15 protein-coding genes are annotated in these 18,147 nt (G+C 36.8%); 10 read left to right on the top strand and 5 right to left on the bottom strand.

Features of this window, described 5'->3' with window-relative positions; genetic code table 11:
* Positions 1-233: 233 nt before the first annotated feature.
* The 5 genes from KIK00_RS22015 (at position 234) to KIK00_RS21995 (ending at position 7,802) form a co-directional block, all read left to right on the top strand.
* Positions 234-2,375: a S8 family peptidase gene (locus KIK00_RS22015; protein ID WP_255814389.1), complete on the top strand. Its 2,142-nt coding sequence runs from the start codon at positions 234-236 to the stop codon at positions 2,373-2,375.
* A 75-nt stretch (positions 2,376-2,450) separates the two neighbouring features.
* Positions 2,451-4,523: a thiamine pyrophosphate-dependent enzyme gene (locus KIK00_RS22010; protein ID WP_255814388.1), complete on the top strand. Its 2,073-nt coding sequence runs from the start codon at positions 2,451-2,453 to the stop codon at positions 4,521-4,523.
* Positions 4,524-4,728: 205 nt separating this feature from the next.
* Entirely contained in the window at positions 4,729-5,760 is a 1,032-nt protein-coding gene (locus KIK00_RS22005; protein WP_255814387.1) for a bestrophin family protein, read from the top strand.
* Between the two features lie 192 nt (positions 5,761-5,952).
* Positions 5,953-7,038 carry a serine hydrolase gene (locus tag KIK00_RS22000; protein WP_255814386.1) on the top strand — a complete coding sequence of 362 codons (1,086 nt, stop codon included), beginning with the start codon at positions 5,953-5,955 and terminating at the stop codon, positions 7,036-7,038.
* Positions 7,039-7,070: 32 nt separating this feature from the next.
* Entirely contained in the window at positions 7,071-7,802 is a 732-nt protein-coding gene (locus KIK00_RS21995; RefSeq protein WP_255814385.1) for a hypothetical protein, read from the top strand.
* A 36-nt stretch (positions 7,803-7,838) separates the two neighbouring features.
* Here KIK00_RS21995 and KIK00_RS21990 read toward each other — a convergent pair whose 3' ends face one another.
* The gene (locus KIK00_RS21990) at positions 7,839-8,297 is read right to left on the bottom strand and encodes an Lrp/AsnC family transcriptional regulator (protein ID WP_047432467.1); all 459 of its coding nucleotides are present in this window, start codon (positions 8,295-8,297) and stop codon (positions 7,839-7,841) included.
* Between the two features lie 157 nt (positions 8,298-8,454).
* Here KIK00_RS21990 and KIK00_RS21985 point away from each other — a divergent pair, with 157 nt between their 5' ends.
* A complete protein-coding gene (locus KIK00_RS21985; protein WP_255814384.1) occupies positions 8,455-9,684 on the top strand; it encodes an aminotransferase class I/II-fold pyridoxal phosphate-dependent enzyme in 1,230 nt (409 codons plus the stop codon).
* A 676-nt stretch (positions 9,685-10,360) separates the two neighbouring features.
* Here the strand turns inward: KIK00_RS21985 and KIK00_RS21980 are convergent.
* Complete coding sequence (locus tag KIK00_RS21980) at positions 10,361-11,365, bottom strand: glycosyltransferase family 2 protein (RefSeq protein WP_255814383.1); 1,005 nt, start codon at positions 11,363-11,365, stop codon at positions 10,361-10,363.
* A 209-nt stretch (positions 11,366-11,574) separates the two neighbouring features.
* On the opposite strand from KIK00_RS21980, the gene KIK00_RS21975 reads away from it, so the two are divergent.
* Positions 11,575-12,588, top strand: a complete 1,014-nt coding sequence (locus tag KIK00_RS21975; protein WP_255814382.1) for an SDR family NAD(P)-dependent oxidoreductase — start codon at positions 11,575-11,577, stop codon at positions 12,586-12,588.
* Positions 12,589-12,628: 40 nt separating this feature from the next.
* Positions 12,629-13,435 carry an AraC family transcriptional regulator gene (locus KIK00_RS21970; protein ID WP_255814381.1) on the top strand — a complete coding sequence of 269 codons (807 nt, stop codon included), beginning with the start codon at positions 12,629-12,631 and terminating at the stop codon, positions 13,433-13,435.
* A gap of 61 nt (positions 13,436-13,496) precedes the next feature.
* Here the strand turns inward: KIK00_RS21970 and KIK00_RS21965 are convergent, their stop codons facing one another.
* The gene (locus tag KIK00_RS21965; protein ID WP_255814380.1) at positions 13,497-13,928 is read right to left on the bottom strand and encodes a branched-chain amino acid ABC transporter substrate-binding protein; all 432 of its coding nucleotides are present in this window, start codon (positions 13,926-13,928) and stop codon (positions 13,497-13,499) included.
* A 9-nt stretch (positions 13,929-13,937) separates the two neighbouring features.
* A complete protein-coding gene (locus KIK00_RS21960) occupies positions 13,938-15,101 on the bottom strand; it encodes a class I SAM-dependent RNA methyltransferase (protein WP_255814379.1) in 1,164 nt (387 codons plus the stop codon).
* Positions 15,102-15,238: 137 nt separating this feature from the next.
* Between KIK00_RS21960 and KIK00_RS21955 the strand changes: the two genes are divergently transcribed.
* Positions 15,239-15,964, top strand: a complete 726-nt coding sequence (locus KIK00_RS21955) for a class I SAM-dependent methyltransferase (protein WP_255814378.1) — start codon at positions 15,239-15,241, stop codon at positions 15,962-15,964.
* Positions 15,964-16,692, top strand: coding sequence for a ZIP family metal transporter (locus KIK00_RS21950; RefSeq protein ID WP_255814377.1), 729 nt, complete (start codon positions 15,964-15,966; stop codon positions 16,690-16,692). Before KIK00_RS21955 ends, KIK00_RS21950 begins: the two co-directional genes overlap by 1 nt.
* Before the next feature lie 57 nt (positions 16,693-16,749).
* On the opposite strand, the gene KIK00_RS21945 is transcribed toward KIK00_RS21950, so the two are convergent.
* Entirely contained in the window at positions 16,750-18,135 is a 1,386-nt protein-coding gene (locus tag KIK00_RS21945; RefSeq protein WP_255814376.1) for an OmpP1/FadL family transporter, read from the bottom strand.
* Positions 18,136-18,147: the final 12 nt, after the last annotated feature.

Here is an 18,147-nt window from a genome sequence, read left to right as displayed (position 1 = left end):
AAGAGAATGTAAAGTTACTCCATTTTTTCCAATAATTGTTTTATGACCACAATACAAAGAATCAATAATATTCAAAATAAAATAAATATAACATTCTTACATAATAACTCTAATTTTTTAAGTTAAATTAAAATTATATTAAAAAATTAGAGTTATCTATTAAAACACAACTGGTTATTAAATTTTTAATATAATTTTGATCAACTATACTTTTTAACAATTTACCACCTAAAATGAAGAAACAACTACTTTTAATTAGTTCTTTGTTTGTTTCACTGATAAGTGCACAAAACAACGAAGAATTAAACAGACAATTTGAACGGCAGAGAATAGAGAACAATGACAAGTTTGACAACTATGTATCTAAACGATTTGGCTCTAACAGAAGTCCTGAAGTTTTAAAGCAGATTGAACAGCAGAGAGCTAATCTGGCAGGTTTTTTACCCGATAACAGACCTTATTTCCTGCAGGCACATGATGGTGACCAAATCAAAAACTCTAATTCTGATTTTTTACAGGGAGGAACTGTTACGGGATTAACGGGTTCTTTTAATGGGGAAGGTATTAAGTTTACCATCTTTGATGGCAGTACCGCTTCTAGTGTAGCAAGAGTATTTGCTGGTCACGTTTTTTTTAACAATCTACCCAATAGAATAACAAATAAAGAAAGCAGCACCGTCAACTACGGTGATCATGCAACAGCTGTTTCCAGCTTTATAGGTGCAAAAGATTATCCATACACCGTGACTTTTAATGATGGTACAACAAGACAGGTTAATTTCAAAGGGATCGCACCCAACTCTACAATAGATGCTTATGCTTTCGGGACTTCTATATTGGATGGAGAAACAGTACAAAGTACAGTATTTCAAAAAATTATTAAAGCCCAGCCTAATGTTTCTAATCATTCCTATGGAAGCAATCAGGGATGGGCAGACCCTCAACTGATTAACAATGAACCTTCATGGGTATGGAATGGAGCCTTTACTAGTCCAAACACATCTTTTGATGCTCAGGGAACTTATCATACCAATGACCGTGATTATGATCAGATTGTATACAACAACCCTTCATATATCATTGTAAAATCTGCCGGAAACTCATTTGGTGGTGGACCTAGTGCTGCTACAAGTACTTATAAAAAGTATTACAAAGACAATTCGGGAAATTTAGTAGAGTTTACAGCTACTGATACACTACCTCAAAACAATTGTGCACAGGGATATGACTGTATAGGAATTGGTTCTTTAGGTAAAAATATTATTGTTGTAGCTGCTGCTGATAGAATTACAACTAATAACGGAAGATATACCGCTTCTTCAGATGTTATCCATTCCGTTTACAGCAGTGCGGGACCAAGAGATGATGGTGGTATCAAACCGGACATTACCGCGGTAGGAACAAGTGTCGCCAGTGCATGGACTGATAATAATGCCACAGGAAGCAGCAAAATTGACATAGGAGACGGTACTTCTTATTCTGCTCCTGTAGTTACGGGTATAGTTGGACTTTGGACTCAGATTAACAAACAACTGTTTTCCGGAAACTTATTAAATGCTGCATCAGCAAAAACCTTAATGGTACACTCAGCAAAAGAAGCAGGCAACATAGGTCCTGATCCACAATTCGGATGGGGTTTTATTGATGCTAAAAAAGGAGCTGAACTTCTTGTAGGAAAATCCAACAACAGTATTATTTTTAATGATGAAACCTTAAACAGCGGAGTTGCCAATGTAAAAACAGTAAAGGCATCAGGCTCAGAACCATTAAAGGTAACTATATCATGGATAGATCCTGAGTTCACAAACTTTACCAATCAATGGGGAAATATCTACAATAACAGAAGCTCTAAGCTGATTAACGATTTGGATCTGAAAATTACAGATACCACTACAAATACAGTGTATTACCCTTGGAAACTTGATGCTAACAATCCAATGACTCCAGCTACCAAAGGAGACAATACTGTAGATAATGTGGAACAGGTTGTGATTGACGCTCCGGTTGCAGGAAGAACTTATAAAATAGAAATTACGAACAAAGGCATACTGAAAAACAATTCAGGAGGAAATGCTCCTCAAAACTATTCTGTCATTGTAACAGGATTTACTGAACTATTAGGAACTAAAGAAACCACAAATCCTCTTAATAATCTGGCCATTTCCCCTACGATTACGAAGGACTTTACAAACATCCTGAAAGCACCTAAAAAATCCACTTTCAATGTATATGATCTTACAGGTAAAAAATTACAAAACGGAATCATTAACAATGACAAAGAACAAATAGATTTATCCGCATACACAAAAGGAATTTACATCATTGAAATAAAAACAGACAAAGATGTTATTTCTAAAAAAGTGATCAAGGAATAACCTATATAGACAAAGATTTTTTACAAAATACTAACAGTTGTTAGTATTTTGTTTTTTTGTGTATATTTGCTTCCTATGGAAAATGCACTTCACGAAAAAGTTTCTCAGGATATATTGCTCAAAGCGTATAATCACATGATGCTGGCCAAAGCAATGGCTGATATTTACGAAGAAAACAGAAATGTCTGTAAATACGTTCATAGTACTTCAAGAGGTCACGAAGCTATACAGCTTGCAACAGCCTATCAGTTAAAGAAAGAAGACTGGGTTTCTCCTTATTACAGAGACGAAAGTATTCTTTTAGGAATCGGTTTTGAACCCTATCAGTTAATGCTTCAATTACTGGCTAAAGCTGATGATCCTTTTTCAGGAGGAAGATCTTATTATTCCCATCCTTCCAGCAGGGATGAAAACAAACCCAAAATTGTTCACCAGAGTTCCGCAACCGGAATGCAAACTATCCCTACTACAGGAGTAGCTCAGGGAATCAAATACATACAGGACTTCAATCTTCAGGAGTTCGAAAATAACCCTGTTGTAGTATGCAGCCTTGGAGACAATTCTGTTACAGAAGGTGAAGTGAGTGAGGCTTTACAGTTTGCAGCTTTACATCAGCTTCCTATTATATTCCTGGTTCAGGATAACGAATGGGGAATTTCCGTAACGAAGGATGAGGCAAGAACCTGTGATGCCTATGATTTTGTAGCAGGATTCACGGGATTAAGCAGAATGAGAGTAGACGGAACTGATTTCGTGGAAAGTTTCGAAGCCATGAAAAAAGCAGTAGATTTTGTAAGAACAGAAAGAAAGCCTTTGGTTGTCTGTGCAAAAACTGTGTTGATAGGACATCATACTTCTGGAGTAAGAAGAGAATTTTACAGAGACGAAGAAGATTTAACAAAACATAGAGCTAAAGATCCAGGAGAAATCCTTAGAAAACATTTACTGGAAACAGGCACTGATGAAGATCTTTTAAAGCAAATCACTAAAAAAGCCCGTCTTGAAGCAGAAGAAGCTTTTGAAAAAGCTAAGAATGCAGAAGATCCGAAGCCTGAAACCGTAATGCAGCACGTTTTTGCTCCTACTCCAATTACAGAGGAAACAGGAACACGTGAACCTGCCAACGGAGAAAAAATTGTAATGGTAGATGCTGCCATTCACGCCATACAGGAATTGATGTGGAAACACCCTGAAGCCCTTCTTTACGGACAGGACGTAGGAGAAAGAATCGGTGGGGTTTTCCGTGAAACGGTGACTTTAGGGAAAAAATTCGGAAACAAAAGAGTATTCAACACAGCAATTCAGGAGGCTTACATCATTGGATCTACTGCCGGAATGAGCGCTGTTGGGCTGAAACCAATTGTTGAGGTTCAGTTTGCAGATTATATTTATCCGGGAATCAATCAGTTAATTACAGAGATTTCAAAATCTAACTATTTAAGTGGTGGAAAATTCCCTGTAAGCAACATTATCCGTGTTCCAATCGGAGCATATGGCGGAGGCGGTCCTTATCACAGCGGAAGTGTTGAAAGTATCTTAGCCAACATCAAAGGAATCAAAATAGCATATCCAAGTAATGCCGCCGATTTCAAAGGATTATTAAAATCAGCTTATTATGATCCGAATCCGGTAGTAATGCTGGAGCACAAGGGATTATACTGGAGCAAAGTTCCGGGAACCGAAGATGCTAAAACAATAGAACCTGCTGAAGACTATGTTCTTCCATTTGGAAAAGGAAAAGTAATCATTGAAGCTGATAAGAATGAAACTGAAAAAGGCAGAACCTTATTAGTAGTTACTTACGGAATGGGCGTTTACTGGGCCAAAGAAGCCGCTAAGAATTTCAACGGAAGAGTTGAGGTGATCGACTTAAGAACATTAATTCCTCTTGACGAAGAGCTCGTTTTTGAAAGAGTAAAAGCTCACGGAAAATGTATTGTTCTCACTGAAGAACAGCTTAACAACTCTTTTGCAGAAGCATTTGCACACCGTATTTCTAAAAACTGCTTCAAATATCTTGACGCACCTGTAGAAACAATGGGATCGCTGGATGTACCTGCTGTTCCTATCAATCTGGTACTGGAAAAAGAAATGCTTCCAAATGCTGAAAAGCTCAGCAGTAAGATTGAAGAAATGCTTAAATATTAAGTTTATATAAAATTAAAACCTCTAAAAATTTTTAGAGGTTTTTTTATGCAATTTTTTCACTACTTTTATTTAAGATTATCAATCTCAATTCTAGACAATTATAACCAATAAAACTTAACTATCTATTATCTGACAGGCATTACAAAACAAATCAGTCACAGTTTGGTATTTATTTTGTCTCTACACGCAAAACACATCCATCTTTATGATCACAACCAAATACGTCAATTATAAACAGGTTCTCAATCTTGCCGGTGTACATCTTATCCTAATCTCTATCTGGTGTACATTGATTGCTGTTTTCTTTTATTTCTTCAACTGGCACTGGATGACGATTCCATGGGTTCCTGTTGCACTGATTGGTACAGCAGAAGCGTTCCTTGTGGGTTTTAAAAATAACCAGGCCTATGACAGACTTTGGGAAGCCAGAAAAATCTGGGGCGGAATTGTGAACTCCAGCCGTTCGTTTGCATCTATGGTGTATGCCTTTGATACCAAAAATGAAGGAATTGGTGTTTTTGATCTTGAAGACCGTAAAAAAAGAATCGTTTATCGTCATATTGCATGGTTATACACTTTCCGTGAACAGCTTCTGATTCCTACAGAATGGGAGCATATCAGTACAGAAAATAATAAATTCGGGAATATCAACCTGAGAAGAAACAGATTGATCAAAGCTGGGTTTCCGGATTACGGAAGAGCTCCTATTTTCCTGCACAAATATCTTTCGGAGGAAGAGTATGAACTTAAAAATGATTATAAAAACTTTGCCACTTACCTGGTATCTCAACAGGCAAAAGACATCAATGAGCTTAAAAACATGGGAGCTATTACAGAATTCAACCAGACTCAGCTGCAGAATGCTTTGAATGAATTCTATAATTTTCAGGGACAGGCAGAAAGAATCAAAAAATTCCCTTCCCCAAGACAGTTTGCCAGCACAGCCTTTGTTTTCAATATTCTTTTTATCATGCTTCTTCCGTTAGGATTAGTCAATGAGTTTGCGAAACTTGGAGATTGGGGAATCTGGACTTCTATTCCGTTCTGTATCATCATCGGATGGATCTACATCATTATGGAACTGGTAGGAGATTATTCAGAAAACCCTTTTGCAGGATTGATGTTTGATGTTCCTATGCTTTCTATCTGCAGAACGATTGAAATCGATCTTCTTCAGATGAGTGGAGAAACAGACCTTCCGGATCCTATTTCTTCTAAAAACGGTGTATTGGTTTAATTTTTCAGTTATCTTTTTTAATAAAACCTGAATTTTAGAATCGCTGTAAAAAATATTCGGTAAAATATATTTTAAAAGTTCATTGTTTTTCATAATTTAGAGGCATTGAAAGCATCAGTTATGTTCATCCAGCGGGATCAATTTAGCTTATACTTTTTTACTAGCTAATAATTTATCCCTTCTTTTTAAACAATGAGATCCAAGCAAGTACTGCAGGTTTTGACAATATTATGTCTTACTCTATTCTGCCCTAAAGTGAAGTCACAGGCAGCCTTTAACAAAGAATTACGGAAAGAATTTACAGACCAATTCACTAAAGAAATTAACGACAGTATTCCTTCTCTGGGATCTTTCATTGTTTCCCAAAATGATAAGGTAATTTATGAACAGTATTTCCATGGAGCGAAAAAAGAAACCATCTTCAGTATAAAGTCGGTTACCAAAAGTATTGTCTCTGTTCTGGCAGGTATTGCAAAAGATAAAAACATACTTCCCAACCTCAACACTCCGGTTTTAAAAATTCTTCCCGAATATAATATCTCAAGGAGCAGTTTCAAAAACATTTCCAATATTGAAGGAAAGGTACTTCATGATTCAATCAGAAATACATTAACGTTAAAAAATCTGCTGACCATGCAGGGTGGTTTCGACTGGATTGAAAATTCAAAAATATCAACTGCTATGTCCTTTTCCGGGGATCCCGTAAAGTTTGTGCTGGATCTGCCTTTCGAAGAATATCCAGGAACTGTATTCAACTATAACAGTGGCGAAACCCATCTTTTCGGAGCAGCATTGGCAAAAATTGTAAAGACCAATCTGAAACAATTCGCGACAGAGAATCTTTTTAAACCATTAAAGATAAATATTCCCCGATGGGACACAGACTCAATGAATAGAAATATTGCCGGTTCAGAAATGTTTATGAAGCCTGAAGATATGATGAAATTTGGTTTGATGATTCTGAATAACGGAAAACTTGGCGGCAGACAGATCGTCTCTCAGAAATGGATTCAGGAATCTACAGCTGAACATGCAAAACTTGATTCCTGGGATGTAATGCCGGAAGCCAACGGATACGGCTATTACTGGTGGCGAAGAAAAACCAACGGACATCAGGCTTTCGTAGCAACCGGCTATGGCGGACAGCTTATATGTGTCATTCCTGATTTAAAAATGGTCATCGTAACCACCTGCTTTTTGAACGATAAAAACAAAGGCAGAACCGAGATTAAAAAACTTCATTATTTCATTGATAAAATGACGAAAGAAGACCTATAAAAATGATATAAAACTAATAACAATTGAAGAATATGAAATCCTATTTAGCCTTTACTTTAATCTTTATTACAAGCCTGTCTTTCGCGCAGTCTACCGAAAACATCAAAAATCTAAGAGAAAAACAGTTGAAAGTACAAAATCAAAAGGAAGACTTAGATTTTAAAAGAATGGAAGAAGAACTCAAAGTAGAGGGTAAAGATTCAGGGCCTTTTACGTATGGTGTATTTCCTTACCCTATCTATGACAGTATTCAGAAAGGCGGCTTTAAAGGAGTGGGAACGCTGGGAAATTTTTTCGGATTAAAACTTCAGGGCAAAAGAATTGTCTATACAAGTTTTCTGGAAAACAACTGGGGAACTCTAAATTCACATAAGGTCAAAAGTAAAGACAGAGTATTCTTTACGATTCTTGTTCTTACAGATTTTATTGATGACAAAGAATATACATCCAGTAAAATGAATATTGTTTCAAGAAATTTCCCAGACGTGATCGGACAGGGATTTGTAAAAACCTCCAATAACAGGATCGACTTCTCTGCTTTCACCACTCTTGAAAAGGAAGATTTTGCCATTGTAAACATGAAGCTTTATCATCTGAAATATGGCAATATTATTTTGATCGCCCCCCAGAAAGACGGAAGTCTTCGAAGCATGCAGATCAATAATACAACTGATCTGACCTCTGAAACCTTGAAATCATATCTGGAACAGCTGATACAAAAGCCGGAAACAACGGCCTTTTTTATTAATGAAAAAACGATCTGAGCCGATCGTTTTTTTATCATAAGGTATTTCAATAATCTATAATACGATCGCCGTTGTATTTTTCACTTCGGAAATCATAAATGAGCTGTGCGTGCTTGCGATGTGCTGAAGTGTCGTAAGCTTTGTCAGCATAAAACTGCGATAGTCTTCAATATCTTTTACACCTATTTTAAGGATATAATCGTAATCTCCGCTTACATGGAAGCACTCTGTTACTTCCTGCAGATCCATTACCTCTTTTTCAAACTGAAGTACAAATTCTTTTTTATGCTGGCTTAATTTCACATGACACAGAACGATAAAATTTTTCTTAACTTTACTCTTGTCCAGCAAGGCTACATATTTTGAAATAACACCTGCATTTTCAAGCTTTTTTACACGCTCGTAAATCGCTGTAACAGACAATCCAAGCTTGCCGGACAGTTCTTTGGTGGTTTGTTTACAGTCTTCCTGTAGAAAAAACAGGAGTTTCTTATCGGTTTCGTCAAGTTCCATAGATATTTTTTTGGTAAAAGTTTAATAATTTCGAAGATACTAAATATTTTTTCTAAATAAACAATATTTTACAGTTTTATATTCTATAAATTCAAATTTATGTTGTAATAATTAGCAAATTAATGCAATTTGGAACAATAAAATAAAAACAATATTTATGGAAAACTTTAACGCAGCCAACGAGATCCAGGATCTTCAGTATTTTGGTGAATTCGGAGGAGTGAATCCTTCTATCTCAGACAGCTCTACCTATACGTTCCTTTCTGCAAAGACCATGTTTGATACTTTTGAAGGAAATGCGGAAGGATGCTATCTGTACTCCAGACATTCATCCCCAATGAACCTTTATCTGGCACAAGCTCTTGCCAAGATGGAAAACACGGAATCTGCCAACGTTACCGCATCCGGAATGGGAGCTATTACTTCTGTTTTGATGCAGCTGTGCAAAAGTGGAGACCATATTATTTCAAGCAGAACCATCTACGGAGGAACTTATGCTTTTCTTAAAAACTTCATGCCTCAGTTTAATGTAGCAACCAGCTTTGTTGACATCAACAATTTTGAGGCAGTAGAAAATGCAATTACTCCCAATACTAAAGTAATCTACTGTGAAAGCGTGAGCAATCCGCTTCTTGAAGTAGCAGACCTTAGAAAACTTTCTGAAATCTGTAAAAAACACAACCTGAAACTGATTGTAGACAATACCTTCTCCCCTCTTTCTATCTCTCCTACAGTATTCGGGGCAGATGTTGTGATCCACAGTTTAACGAAATTCATCAATGGAAGCAGTGATACTGTAGGAGGTGTATATTGTGCAACACAGGCATTTATTGATGATACCAAAAATGTAAATTCCGGGGCGTGTATGCTTCTTGGACCAACGATGGACAGTTTAAGATCTTCAAGTATTTTAAAAAACCTGAGAACATTACATATCAGAATAAAACAGCACAGCCACAATGCGATGTATCTTGCTGAAAGATTCGAGGAAGATGGTTTAAAGGTATCTTATCCGGGATTACCATCGCACAAAAACCATGAATTAATGAAAAGCATGATTCATGAAGAATACGGATACGGAGGATTACTTACTCTGGATGCAGGCACAACAGAAAAGGCAAATGAACTGATGGAAATGATGCAGGCAGAAAACCTTGGCTACCTTGCTGTAAGCTTAGGATTCTATAAAACCTTATTCTCATGCTCAGGAAAATCTACTTCATCTGAAATTCCAGAGGAAGAACGTGCTTCCATAGGGATTTCCGACGGATTGATCAGATTCTCCATCGGCCTGGATCACGACATCAAAAGAACTTACCATAAAATGAAGGAGTGTATGCTGAAAGTAGGTGTTCTTAACCACCATGAAAACATTTCTATATCCTAAATTTATTATTGTAAAAAGGCTGCTTCATTTGGAACAGCCTTTTTTCTTATTCAAATCACAGCATCAGATCTAGATTTCTGCTGAATGGCAACGGGAGTGCGAAAAGCGCTACTCTGATTATACGCAAAAAGCTTCTCAATGATTGAGAAAACTGTTCCCTTACAATTTCTGAAAAAAAGAAATATTTTTTCGCGTAATATTTTGCATATTTGTAAAAAATACGGGTCATGCAAAAAGAAAAACTACGCAGCGTAAGATCTAGTGACGAGTTTTTCATCAGCCTTTACCAGCTCATTCGAGCATTATAAAAAGTTGTTTGATTACAAACAGACTTAAAACACCCCTCCCGACATCGCAGAAGGTTTCCCACAACTTGCAAGAGACTACCCGACATCTCTGGAAGTCATAAACATACTTGTTTTTAACAATCCGAGGACTTGGAAGGTTGGTTTCACTATTGTTTTAGACCTCCGGAGGTGTCGAGAGGTTACAAACGGAATTGTTAGGGAAATTGTAATGGCTTTTAGTCTCTGTTGAGATTCCTGCGGAATGACAAACGTTGTGTATCATCGTCTAATAGGTTTTGGCTAAAACCGTTGGAAGATTTTATTTATTTGATAAATGGTTAAAGCCCATTCCTATTGAATTATCTTTTGCGGACATTACCCCTGTCACCTTACTTCTTATAATAATGATGTGGAAAGGCTTCCTCAGGTTTCATTTTTAAAACATTCAGCAGAATCCAGGATTTTAAGAACCCATATCCGTAAGAAAACATTTGAATATAAGTGGAAATAACCGCCATACCGGCAATGCTGATATTTTTAGTAAGTAATAAAGCATGAAACAATACCAAGAAGGTGTACAATCCGTAGAAAGAAAGGATTACTCCTCTTCCCAACATAAAATACTCCAGAAAGCCCATCACATACCCTAACATAAATAAGGTAGGAAATGCGAAAGAAATCTTCACATAGTTGGGGTGTCTCTGATTCAGAATTGGTCTTGCACATCCAAACTGATAGACCTGCTTGGAGAATTTTCCAAAATCAACTCTACGTTTATGATATACAGCAATATCATCAAAAAAAGCAGTAGTAAAACCATTTTCCCAAAGGGTCATAGACAGATCCGGATCCTCACCTATTCTCATTTCTGAAAATCCGCCTACTTTTTCAAAAACAGCCTTTTTCACGCCCATGTTGAAGCTTCTGGGCTGAAACTTGGAAACTGCTTTTTTATTTCCTCTTATCCCTCCGGTTGTAAAAACAGAAGTCATGGAATAGGAAATGGCTTTCTGCATCAGGTTAAACCCTTTATGCGCCTTATCTGCTCCCCCAAACGCATCACAGGGAATTGTAATGATATCGTTTTTAATATGTTCAATATAATCCTTTTCCACGATGACATCACTGTCTACAAATACCAGCCATTCATTCGCTGCTCTTGCCGCCCCGTAGTTTCTTGTCAATCCGGGCCCTGAGTTATCCTTTCTGAAATATTTAATATCTAAACCCTGTTCAAAGTTTTTGATGGTAGGTTTCAGATCAATCAAAGAACCATCATCTACGATAATGATCTCGAACTCCCTATCTGTCTGCTGGGTAAGGGAGGTCAGCAGCTCAAAAAGTTCATCTTTTCGGTTGTAAATGGCAACGACAATGGAAATAGTAGGCTTCAAATTGAAAATTTTTCAAAATTACTTATTCACAGAACAACCTACAAACAGTTTAACAGCTTATTCAGAGAAATTAACGATATGTAATCTTATTTGCTTTAATATATGGAGCTTACAAATGAAATTCTGAGCCAAGTTATTTGACATTTTAAACAAAATAACCATGAGAAATCCCTCCTAATTTTGCTATAGAAATTTAAAACAACAAAAAAATGGAACCAACTATCAGCTCATTGCAGCAACCTATTCAATCTGGCTTTAATGCGTTTTCAACAGCTCAGGAAGTTATTCAGGGAATTGATCTTACCGGAAAAAACGTTATCATTACCGGTGGTTATGCAGGCATTGGTCTTGAAACCACAAAAGCCCTTACTTCAGCCGGAGCGCATGTTATTATTCCCGCCAGAGATATTGAAAAAGCAGGAAAAAACCTTACAGGAATTCAAAATTTTGATCTTGAAAAAATGGATCTGATGGATCCGGCATCCATTGATGCTTTTGCAGAAAGATTTTTATCATCGGGCAGAAGTCTCGATATCCTTATTAATAATGCAGGAATCATGTGGGTTCCTCTCCGCAGAGACAGTAGAGGTTTTGAATCTCAGCTGGCAACTAACTACCTTGGACAGTTCCACCTTACTGCAAAACTATGGCCGGCTCTAAAAAAAGCAAACGGAGCAAGAGTTATCAGTGTTTCTTCTTATGGACACCAGATGTCTCCTTTTAATTTTGAAGACCCCAATTTTGAGAAAAGAGATTATGACACCCTTTCCGGATACGGGCAATCCAAAACAGCCTGTAATTTATTTGCTGTAGAACTTGATGAGAGGGGGAAAAAATTCAATATCAGAGCTTATTCTCTTCACCCGGGTTCTGTATACGGAACTGATCTGGGCAGAGAAGAACCTACTGAACTTTTTAAACAGCTTGGAACTCATGATGAAAACGGAAATATCAAACCGGAAGTGGAAGCACGGTTGAAAACCTTACCACAAGGAGCTGCAACAACAGTCTGGTGCGCTGTAAGCCCTCAACTCAACGAAATAGGCGGAGTTTATTGTGAAAACTGTGATATTGCGGAGATCGACAGAGGGCAGATTGAGCACAGGTTTGATGAACCGGCTACCATCCGAGGAGTACAGCCCTATTCTATTGATAAAAAGAATGCAGAAGAGTTATGGAAACTGAGTGAAGAGATGTTGGGATTCCGCTTTGATGCCAAATAACTGTTTTTTTAAATACATTTGTAATGAAAAACTTTTGACAATGGATTTCCAGATACAATACCTCACACCGGATATCAAGCTTTCCAGTTATGATGATAAGCTGTTCAAAACGGAAACGGTTTTTGAATATCATATGCTGGTCTGGTTTATATCAGGAGAAACGAAAATTATTCAGTCTGACAAAACTTATTTGTTCAACGCCGGAGATATTTTTCTGATCCCGAGGAACCATCTTGCCACGATTATCAACTATCCAAAAGACGGGCTTCCTCATAAAGCGGTGGTTATGCATCTTACAACAGAACGTCTGAAAGCGTTTTACAGCTCTGTTAATGACCAAAAGAAAACAGGATATCGGGAATCCAGTATTTATAGCTTTAGCAGTCATCCGCTTCTGAACAGCTGCCTGGCCTCTCTCATTCCTTATTTTGAAATGGAAGGATCTCTTCCCGAGAATATTGCTCATTTAAAGATCACTGAAGCAATCAGTATTTTAAGGGAAATTGATCAGAATATAGATTCTGTACTTGCTGATTTTGACGAGCCGGGAAAAGTGGATATGATTAGTTTTATGGAAAAAAATTATATGTTCAATATGCCTTTGGAACGGTTCGGATATCTGACGGGAAGAAGTTTATCAACGTTTAACCGTGATTTCAGAAAGATTTTTCAAACCACTCCACAGCGATGGCTTACTCAAAAGCGTCTTGAACTGGCTTATTATCATTTATCTGAAAAAAATAAAAAACCTTCCGATGTTTTCCTGGAAGTAGGTTTTGAAGATCTGTCACATTTTTCGCATGCTTTTAAAAAGCAGTATGGTTTTGCACCTTCTCTCGCAAGATAAAACAAAATAGGTTGTACATATTCGTACAACCTATTTTTATGATTTAACTGAATACAATTTTCTAGATAAACAATCCTGATTTAAAGTAGAGATAAAATACTACCGAAATAAAAAAAGCAATTACTGAACAGCTGAAAAGAAGTAGTTTGAGCAGCGTTTTAAAATAATAAAGCTCCAGTACATGCAGAACAAAAAAAACTAAAAACGAAATGCTGACTCCTATTAAAGAAGCTACCACTAATGTCTGTGTATAATTTTGTACAGGTAAAGGATCTTTAAAAACAATAAAAAAAGAAAATGCTGCCAATATCAGAGCTCCTGCACTTACTTTCTCTGTGAAGTATTCTGATATCTTAGATTCTTTCTTTTGAGGTTTCTCATCATAATTCAGACTCTTTCTGTCAGAAGTTGAACGTGATGATCCAAAACCAGAACCAAACAGGTCTAACACATCAAAAATCACATCAAAAACATCAAGAAAATTCCAGGACATCTCTAATCGTTATTTATCTTCCAGTTTATGTACTTTCTTCGTTCCTTCATACATTTCGTACTGTAAAAATCTCGCTTCCAGCTTTCCGTTGAAAAGTTTGATTTTTCTTGAAGGACGCAGACCAATTTTCTTCACTGCTTCCAGGTCTGAAGAGATCAGCCATGCTAATGTATTCGGATAATGGGTTTTAAAAGTATCTCCGATTTTTTTGTAGAAATCATCATCATTAATGGAAATTCTCTCATCATATGGTGGATTGAATACCATTAATAATGGGAACAATTCTTTCTTGGAATCAAAGAAGTTTTGTTTTTTAATTTCGATAACATCTTCCATTTCTGCTGCTTCTACGTTCATTCTTGCAGCATTCAGCATTCTTGCATCAATGTCATACCCAACAATTTTTCCATCAAACTGTCTGACTCTGTTAATTCTGAATTCTTTAATTTTTGCAAACAATTCTGCATCATAGTTATTCCAGTTCTGGAACCCGAATCTCTTTCTGAAAATCTGAGCCGGAAGATCCATGGCAATCATTGCCGCTTCAATCAACAAAGTTCCGGAGCCACACATAGGATCAAGGAAATTACCTTTTCCATCCCAGCCAGCCAGCTGAAGCATTCCGCTGGCAAGAACCTCATTGATAGGAGCTTCTCCCTGTTCTCTTCTGTATCCTCTTTTAAACAAAGGATCTCCTGAAGAATCCATTGAAATCATCACCAATTCTCTGTCAATATGAAGATGGAATTTGATATCCGGATTTCTCGTTTCTACATTCGGACGTCTTTTGAATTTTTCCTGGAAATAATCCACGATGGCATCCTTCATTTTTAAAGTTACAAACTGAGAATGTTTGAACGTTTCGGAGTTTACCGTTGCATCAATAGAGAAAGACTGGTCAACATCCATGAAGTTTTCCCATTCAAATTTGAATAGCCTGTCATAAAACTGATGCTGATTAAAAGCTTTAAACTCATGAATCGGCACTAAGATTTTCAATGCTGTTCTCGCAGAGTAATTGATCTTGTAAAGAAAACCAAGATCTCCTTCACAATTTACCGCTCTGTTTTTAATTTCAACATTTCTTCCGCCCAGTTTTTTGATTTCTTCTGCCAGAATCTGCTCCAATCCGAAGAATGTCTTTATCTGTATTTTAATATTTTCTGTATCCATAAGTATGAATTAAAAGATTTAAAGTTTTAAAAATTAAAAGATTAGCTATCCAACTTCTTGTCCAATTGAATTTTTCAATCTCTTAATGTTGTAAAATACTTTGCTTTTAACCGCACAAATTTAGTTATTTTTGCATTATGGAATGGTTTGAATCTTGGTTTGATACCCCTTATTATCATTTGCTTTATAGCAACAGAGACTATACTGAAGCTGAAAACTTCATTACAAAGCTCACTGCGGACCTTCAGTTGCCGCCTCAGTCGAAAATCATAGATCTTGCCTGTGGAAAGGGAAGACACTCTGTTTTTCTTAATAAATTAGGGTATGATGTTTTGGGGCTTGACCTTTCAAGACAAAGCATTGAGTCTGACAAACAGTATGAAAATCAAACCTTGATTTTTGAAGTTCATGATATGAGAAATCCAATTGATGCAGACCCAATGGATGCTGTATTCAATTTATTTACAAGTTTTGGGTATTTTGATAATGAAAATGATGATAAAAAGGTATTCCAGTCTGTTTACAATGCTTTGAAGCCCGGAGGATATTTTGTACTGGATTATCTGAATGAAGAATATGTAAGAAATACTTTAGTCCCGGAAACAGCAATCACCCGCGGTGATATAGACTTTAAAATCCTGAAAAAGATAGAAGGCAGACATATCATCAAAGATATCCGTTTTGAAGCAGACGGTAAACCTTTTCATTTCTTTGAAAAAGTAAAGCTTCATACACTGGAAGCTATCCATGCTTATGCTTCGGAGTGTGGTTTTGAAAGAATAAAAATCTGGGGAGATTATCAGCTGAATGAATTTAATAAAGAAAATTCCCCACGTTGCATCAATTTATTTAAGAGAAAATAATGACAACAGTACTTTTACTGATTTTAAGTGTCGTAACAGGAGTATTTCTGGGAAAACACTTTGGTAAAAAAGAAAAACTGGCCAAAAATCTACTGATATTAAGTGCCGGCTTTTTGATTACGATCTGTCTTAATGAAGTATTTCCGCAGGTTTATACCTCTGCCGGAAGTAACAGTCTTGGGATATTCGTGATTGGAGGAGTTCTTCTCCAGATGATTCTGGAAGCGCTTACCAAAGGTTTTGAACACGGACACTTCCATCATCATAGCGAACATAATATTCTTCCCGTTGCTTTAATGGTAGGATTATTCATCCATGCTTTTATTGAAGGGATTCCTCTTGCCAATGAAGAGCATGAGATGTCTCCCTATCTTTGGGGAATTGTATTTCACAATCTCCCTATTTCATTTATTCTGGGAGCATTTTTATTTAACAGAAAAGGAGAATCCAAAAGTTCTTCATCCTATCCGTCTATTCTCATTGTAGCTTTATTCGCACTGGCTTCTCCGATGGGAATGTTGCTAGGAAATTATTTCAATCCTGATCTTCAGCCTTATTTTCTGGCTATTGTAGGGGGAATTTTCCTTCACATTTCATCAGTGATCATTTTTGAAAGCAATAAAAATCACAATATTGACTGGGTAAAGATCGGACTGGTTGTTTTAGGAGTTTCACTTGCATTGATGATGCATGTTTTCCATCAACATCCTGTTGGTCATTCTCATTAAAAAATAAAAAAAGCTCCGAAATCCGGAGCTTTTTATTATATATAGCTTATGTAAAGCTTAGAACTTCCATCCTACTGTAAGGAAGAAATTGTTTCTGTTATTTTTAACCTCACTTGCCGCATACGAATCACTTTCGAAGATATTATTAGCAGAATAATAAGATGAATCTGAATTACCATCCATATATCCTCTCATAAAAGGGTTTGTATACTTAGATGAAATATTCTGATAAGATGCATCTACATAAAATGATTTGAAATCATACCCGATACCGAAAGAAAGTGTGTTTCTGTCACTTAGCATCATGTTGCTGTACGATTGATCCCCTACGCTGCCCGCATCATTAAATCTACTGATTGTAAGTGCATCAAAAGGACTAGATTGATAAGAGTAACCTCCTCTCAGTCTGAACTGCTGTACTCTGTACTCAGCTCCAACTCTTACTTCTGAAAGGTTTTTATAATTCTCTTTAAAGAAGTCATTCAACACACTCTCTGCACTGCCATATACCTTATAATCAGGTTTTGTAAGTCCAAGGGTATAGTCTACGTTCAACGAGAAGTTTTTACTTGCTACAAATGCAGCACTCACCGTTGCTTTAAGCGGTGAAGTAAACTTTCTGTTTTCAGCACCCATATCGTCCCCGTAAGTAGGGTCATTATAGAAATAGTAATTCCTGTCAATCGTCCAGAATGTAGGAGTTTCAAGGGATGCTCCCACTCTGAAATTAGGACTTAACTTTCCGATCACCCCTAATGAAGCTGAAAACCCTGAAGATCTCTCTGAGTAAGGAGTATCCTGCTTACTGAATCCTTCTGTAGAATTATTGGTAAGATTTCTGTAAAATAAAGTATCATATTGATCAACTGAAGCGTTGAAAAAATTGAAACCTGCACCTAAATATAAATTATGATTATAATTCGCTCCTACCCCAAAGCTCATCTTTGACAAATTACCATATCTTTCATATATATGTCCCGCCAATGCAGCATCCTTGGTTATATCATCTTTATCAAAAGCGTAAACAATATTATTATTACCCGGTGACTGGATTACATTATCAAGAGTCTGGTTGGAGAAATTAATACCAATATTAATAAACTTCCAAGCCGTTTCTGTCATCAGTGGAAAAGCAATGATCCCGCCTGCATTTCCAAGATCTCCCTTAGTTTTGCTATAGTCTATGGTAGATCCAGCTAAAGAGCTGCTGTTTTTATTGCCTAAAATAGATAAAGTTCCTGAAACCTCTCCTGAAATAGCTACCCCTAAACCTGCCGGGTTGGTAAGCAAAGAGTTGGCATCACCTCCCAGCGCACCATTAGATCCAGCCATTGCATTGAACTTAGCCGATCCCACCATAGGAGTACTTGAGTAAATTTCCACAGTATTTCTTATCACAGAAACATCCTGAGCCTGCGCATAAAATGCAGCAGAAATACTCATTAATACTAAAGA

This window comes from Chryseobacterium sp. MA9 (assembly GCF_024399315.1).
Taxonomy (GTDB): Bacteria; Bacteroidota; Bacteroidia; order Flavobacteriales; family Weeksellaceae; genus Chryseobacterium.
Note: the sequence above shows the minus strand (reverse complement) of the source record. Positions and strands in the feature narration are given on the sequence as shown.